General features: G+C 63.5%; 2 protein-coding genes. One reads left to right on the top strand and one right to left on the bottom strand.

Annotated features, from left to right (window positions below; translation table 11 throughout):
* Window position 1: 1 nt before the first annotated feature.
* Window positions 2-466 (bottom strand): acyltransferase family protein, encoded by a 465-nt coding sequence (locus ABWP09_RS14285; protein WP_353205786.1) that lies wholly within the window; start codon window positions 464-466, stop codon window positions 2-4.
* Between the two features lie 127 nt (window positions 467-593).
* Between ABWP09_RS14285 and wecC the strand changes: the two genes are divergently transcribed.
* Window positions 594-1,865 (top strand): UDP-N-acetyl-D-mannosamine dehydrogenase (wecC, locus tag ABWP09_RS14280; protein ID WP_353205785.1); only part of this gene is annotated, 1,272 nt, incomplete at its 3' end.

Genomic DNA, 1,865 nt, shown 5'->3' with positions numbered 1-1,865 from the left:
CTCAGAGCGACCAGTAATGCAGCAAGGGCTGTGCATCGGCCGAGAGGACGAAATAGCTGCCCTGCGTTATGAGCTTCATGTTGATGAGCGAGGTCGCCGGGGCCGCACTGTTGATCCCGAGCGACGCGAGATCCTGCGCCGAATAGACGAAGCTCGCGACGGCAAGCGTCGTCAGGATCACAAGGATGAGGGCGGGAAAGATGCGCGAGATGCGCCGTTGATAAAATCGGCCGATCGAAAAACTGCGCGTGTCGATGTCCTCGATCAGGATCGCGCTGATCAGGAAACCAGAGATCACGAAGAAGATGTCGACGCCGACAAAACCGCCGGGCAAGATCGCCCGATTGAGGTGAAAGAGCGCGACCGCCAGCACCGCGATCGTCCGCAGCCCGTCGATTTCCGGCCAATAGGCCCAGGCACCCTTGGTCGCATCGGGCACCCTTGGCCGTTCTGTCGTCTGCATCATGCCCTCTTGCGCCACGGCGCGCGCCTCCCACGCTTGGTATCGAAGATCAAGCAATCGCGTGCGCCTTTGCGAATTCTTCACCACCGCAAGGCCACACCGTCCCGCGCATAGCGGACGGGAATGAGCGATGGTTTCGGATTCAACACTCAAGGTCGTCGTCGTCGGCCTCGGCTATATCGGGCTGCCGACCGCCGCCGTGATCGCGCGGACGGGGGCGCAAGTGCTCGGCATCGATGTGTCGGAGCATGTCGTCGAGACGGTCAATTCGGGCAAGGTGCATATCGAGGAAGTCGATCTCGACGGGCTCGTCTCGGGCGTCGTCGCACGCGGGAATTTGCGTGCCGCAACCTTGATCGAACCCGCCGACGTGTTCGTCATCGCCGTCCCTACCCCCTTTGCCGACGATCATGCGCCCAATATCGGCTATGTCTTGCGTGCCGCGACGACGATCGCTGCGGTGTTGAAGGCGGGCGATGTGGTGATCCTCGAATCGACCTCGCCGGTCGGCACCACCGAAAAGGTGCGCGATCTGCTCGCGCAGCTTCGCCCCGATCTGAAGGTCCCCGGCAAGACCCCGGGAGTCGTTGGCGAAAGCCCCGACATCGCGATCGCCTATTGCCCGGAGCGCGTGTTGCCGGGCCGTATCCTGGTCGAGCTGATCGATAACGACCGCGTGATCGGCGGGATCACGCCGCGCTGCGCGCGCAAAGCGCTGCAATTCTACCGCCGCTTCGTGCGCGGCGCGTGCGTCACCACGACGAGCCGCGCGGCGGAAATGACCAAGCTGACCGAAAACGCGTTCCGCGACGTCAACATTGCCTTTGCCAACGAGCTGAGCCGCGTCGCCGACACGATGGAGGTCGATGTGTGGGAGGTGATCCGCCTCGCCAACCGCCATCCCCGCGTCAACATCCTGTCGCCCGGCCCCGGCGTCGGCGGGCATTGTATCGCGGTCGACCCGTGGTTCCTCGTTCATGCCGACCGCGCCAACACGCCGCTGATCCGCACCGCGCGCGAAGTGAATGATGCGAAGATCGATTATGTCGTCGCGCGCGCGGAGGCGATGGTCGCGGCGCATCCGGGGCTGCGCGTCGCGTGTCTCGGTTTGGCGTTCAAAGCGAATATCGATGATTTCCGCGAAAGCCCCGCGCTGAAGGTCGCGCTGGCGCTCGCCGCGCGCTTCGGCGATCGGCTCGATGTGGTCGAGCCCTATACCAACACGCTGCCGACCGACTTTGACGGTACCGGTGCCACACTGACCGATATCGACAGCGCAATCGAGACGTGCGGCATCATGATCGTTTTGGTCGATCACGACGTGTTCAAATCGGTGCCGGTCGATGAGCGCGCCGACAAGATCGTCTATGACACGCGCGGCATCTGGCCCGACCAGCCACGC

Source organism: Sphingomonas sp., assembly GCF_040398505.1.
Classification (GTDB): domain Bacteria; phylum Pseudomonadota; class Alphaproteobacteria; order Sphingomonadales; family Sphingomonadaceae; genus Sphingomonas.
The sequence above is the reverse complement of the archived record's forward strand: the minus strand, read 5'-3'. Positions and strand labels throughout refer to the sequence as shown.